Here is a 3,799-nt window from a genome sequence, read left to right as displayed (position 1 = left end):
CGTCGTTGCCCGGCCCCTGCCTGGGGAGGGTCTCGAAGAGGCGGCAGATGAGGGAAATGTCCATGGGGGGAGTGGACGCCCCTCGTTCAAACACTTTGCGATCAGACCAGAATGTCCAGGACGAACTGTTCCGAACCATCGGCCCCGTGGGCCGCGACGCAGCACCGACAGGTAGGTCTTCGCCGGTTTAATAGTCAGTGCGATAGGAATCCGGTGATGAAAAAAGATCAGGAGATTAGATCTGCTGAATGCCCTTCAGATCGACACGGCCGTCGACGCGGACGTAGTCCCCTTCCTTCAGGTGAAGGTGAGAATATTTTTTGTCGATCTCGATCAGGATCTTTCCGATGCCGAAGTCGACGACGGCATTCTGCCACTGTTCGGCCTCTTTCGGATCGTTGGGGATGATGATCTCGTCGATGCATCCGTTTACTTCCAAGGCGGGAACGGAAACATCTGGAAATGCGCTTGACTCCGGAAATATGCTCTGTTCTTTTGTTTCGTTCTTTTCGAGTGACGTGGACAGTAGGCCGAGCACGAACTTTCCGTTTTGCCCGATCATGGCGGGAGTGCAGAGCATATCGTCGTCGAAAATCGAGGCCCTCGTACCGTCTGCAAACTCAACAATCACCAGCTGGGTATAAGTTGTACCCATATATTCGGCATCCGGCCTTGTGCCCAGTATGCGGACAGAAACTTTTAGGGTCTCCTTGGCCACATCCTGCACGGCAAAGTCTGTGGAAGGATGCGCAGTCATGATGTACCCATTATCGGTAATAAAGAGACGTAACGTCTTACCGGAGGTCGGTTCAACGTAATGATAAACGTTCTTCCGGACCTCGATACCATCTCTTGCGCCTTCCATGATCAAATCCTTGATCTTTTCTTGTTTCTTGTATTGCCAGTTAAAGTAGAGATAAAACTGATTACCTGACGGGGTGTCTGAAGGGACATTGACATGGTTATGCACGATGTGACTCCAGCCACTTCCTCCCTCATCATAGAAATCCCACACGCCAACCAAACCGTTCCAACTGCTCTTGACTTGGATGTAATCCCCTATCTTGTAATCAGGAAATGAATCGATCTCTTGCTGGCAAAGAGCAACACCAATCGTACCTGCGCCTATGTCTATATAAATAATACGATGATTCTTGTCGATATCAATGATTTCGCCGGTAAAACCAGCTTCATCCTTGGCATAAATGCGTTCCTGCTCTGCAAGATCTTTCGATAGGTGATAGGTCGTTTCAACGCCTTTTTTCGGCAAGGATATTTTTTCAATATGAGCGAGATCTGCAAGTATGCCCATTGTCTTGACCATACCCACCATCTCGTTCCTGCTTTTTTCTTCAGCATCGTCCAGGAAAAACACCGTCCCGTCCTGCAGTTCCAGAACGACAGTTTGTTCATAAACCGATCCAGTATCTTCCAGGACACTCGGGATAAGTTTGAGGATCCTTCCTTTCACACGCGCTCGAAACATCTGCTTCACTTCGCTCTATAAACCAAATATAGTCTTGATATGACTTGGAATTTTATCCATGTTCGGTGGATATGCTGTCACAATATATCCATTGCTGCCTACCACAACCTTCAATAGACGATTGTTAACCTTTTTCCAATAAGTACCTGGATCCTCTGGATCTAAGAGTCCTGTCTTTGCGCAGTCCTGGATTAGATTTTTAATCAGATCCTGATCCTCATAAACACTACCGAATGCTTTGGCGAACTGGTTTTCACCATGGTAGTAGATGTGGTTATTCTGGATGTGGATCCACCCAGATCCACCGTAATCGTATACAGATCCCAGAATCTCACCTGTAGCCGATTTCAGCGTGCCCTCCTCCAGCCAGACAACCTTCCCGTCCTCACGTTTGGCCACTCTCAAAATCTCAGTCGGTGTGAGTTTTTTAGTGCTATCATCGACAAGATCAAGTACATCGTCGGCAGTAACACCGTCCCGAACCGTCCTTGTCCCGAGGCCAGGAGATCCCCCACGGCCAGGGAAGGCTCTGTCAAGATTGACTATCTTTTTCTCTTCTGTGGCGCTGATCTCCCGGATTGCCTTTACATCGCCTGTCCTTAGTTCAAATTCTCCAGATACCTTTGCAGCATCCTTTGCAGAGCGTTTTGAAAGTGACTTCCCAATATTCGCAATGTACTTCGCCCCGTCGCCACCGCCGGGGACCAGCCCGACAAGGCAGATCGCTGCCATCTGCCTGTCGCCCTGCGAGATGTACACTCCCGCATCGCGGATGTCGCCGACGAAGACGAGGCCGCTGAGCGACGAACCGATCAGGTAATAGGTGTTGTCGTGGTTCTCTTCGTCATACGCCCCCAGGGTGAACCCGAGGACCAGTTCGGCCGCCGCACGTTTGGGGCTGTATGCGTGGGTGCCGGCATCGAGCGGTTCGCCGTCTTTGCCATCGGCCCACCCGTCACCATCGGAATCAGGATTGGATGGATCGATCCCGTTCGCAAGTTCATAGGAGTCGGTCAGGCCGTCGTGGTCCGAGTCGCGCGTCAGAGGATCGGTACCGAACTCGGTCAACTCAAGCACGTCACTGATCCCATCCCCGTCCCCGTCGACGCTGTTCGGGTCGCTCACCAGGACGAAGTAGATCTTCCCGTCGACCGTGACCATCCGCCCGGCCTCCTCGCCGTCGGTCAGGCCGTCGTCGTCGGAATCGGCACGGGTCGGGTCGGTGAAGTGCAGGTTCCCGAAACCGTCATACCACCCCGCCTTCTCAAGCCAGTCAGGGATACCGTCGCCGTCGGTGTCGATGTCAGACGCGAATTCAAGAGTGTAGGTGAGATCACCGTAGTTGTCGCTCAGACTGCCGGAATCGTGATTCCACATCCCGATCCTGCCGCCGGTGTGGGTGATCTGGAGGACATTCGAGGTGACATGCACTTTGCTGACGGTCGTCGTATAGGCAGAACCGCTCTTGTTGTACCGGACACTCATGCCCAGGTTGCCGTAATCTCCCCATGCAGGCTTTGCTCCGATATGCCAGTCTATCCACGAGGACAACACGGCGTTGTTGTAGTTTCCGGAACAGTGGATCCTGTAGACTCCTGGCGGGAATTCCGCTCCTCCGTCGAACCAGTGGGTATTGAGCGTCTGGAGATTGGTGATCCTGATGGTCCAGGGGCCGTTCCCCGAGGCCGCCGTCATCATCGTCATCTTCTGCTTCGTGCGGGGGTCGACGAAGAGACTCTCCCAGAGTGTGGCGTTGAAGACTGCAACTGTCGAGGGAACTGTGATGGTGCCGGTGATCGTCTGCGCGTCGGCATCGATCACGGAGATGACCGGTTCATAGGTCCCGATAGTGCTGTTGAAGCGGTACAGCGAGAGGTCGGCCGTCGAGTTGATGCAACCGGGATTGAAGGGGAGTGTGACCGTCCCGTTGACGACCGAACCATTCTGGGTCTGGTCGCTGAAACTGAGGTTCACTACAGGACCGGCCAGTGCCGGGGTGCCCGTGTAGATCGGTGAGGTGACGTTGTAGATGAGCAGTGTCTTTGCCAGGTCGCCTGTCCCGCTGACAGAGACCATTACACTGAGGTTTTCGTCGATCTTCTGGGTGGTGTAGACTTCGTCCCCGTCAGCTACGCCATTGCCATTCGAATCGGCAGCATTGGGGTCGGTCCCGATCCTGAGTTCGCTGTCGTCGTCGAGACCGTCGTCGTCGATGACACCATTGCTGGCCTCACCGCCATTGGTCTTCGTGCAGTCGGTCAGACCAGAATGTCCAGGACGAACTGTTCCGAACCATCGGCCCCGTGGGCCGCG

The 3,799-nt window shown here is 53.6% G+C and carries 2 protein-coding genes; both read right to left on the bottom strand.

The features are described 5' to 3' along the window. Positions 1–235: 235 nt before the first annotated feature. Positions 236–1,495 (bottom strand): hypothetical protein, encoded by a 1,260-nt coding sequence (locus Q0520_RS09695; RefSeq protein ID WP_298669452.1) that lies wholly within the window; start codon positions 1,493–1,495, stop codon positions 236–238. 6 nt (positions 1,496–1,501) lie between these two features. Continuing rightward, on the bottom strand, positions 1,502–3,799 hold a 2,298-nt coding region (locus Q0520_RS09690; RefSeq protein WP_298669450.1), incomplete at its 5' end, for a hypothetical protein.

Origin of the sequence: uncultured Methanofollis sp., assembly GCF_937919355.1 — an archaeon.
Lineage (GTDB): Archaea > Halobacteriota > Methanomicrobia > Methanomicrobiales > Methanofollaceae > Methanofollis.
Note: the sequence above shows the minus strand (reverse complement) of the source record. Positions and strands in the feature narration are given on the sequence as shown.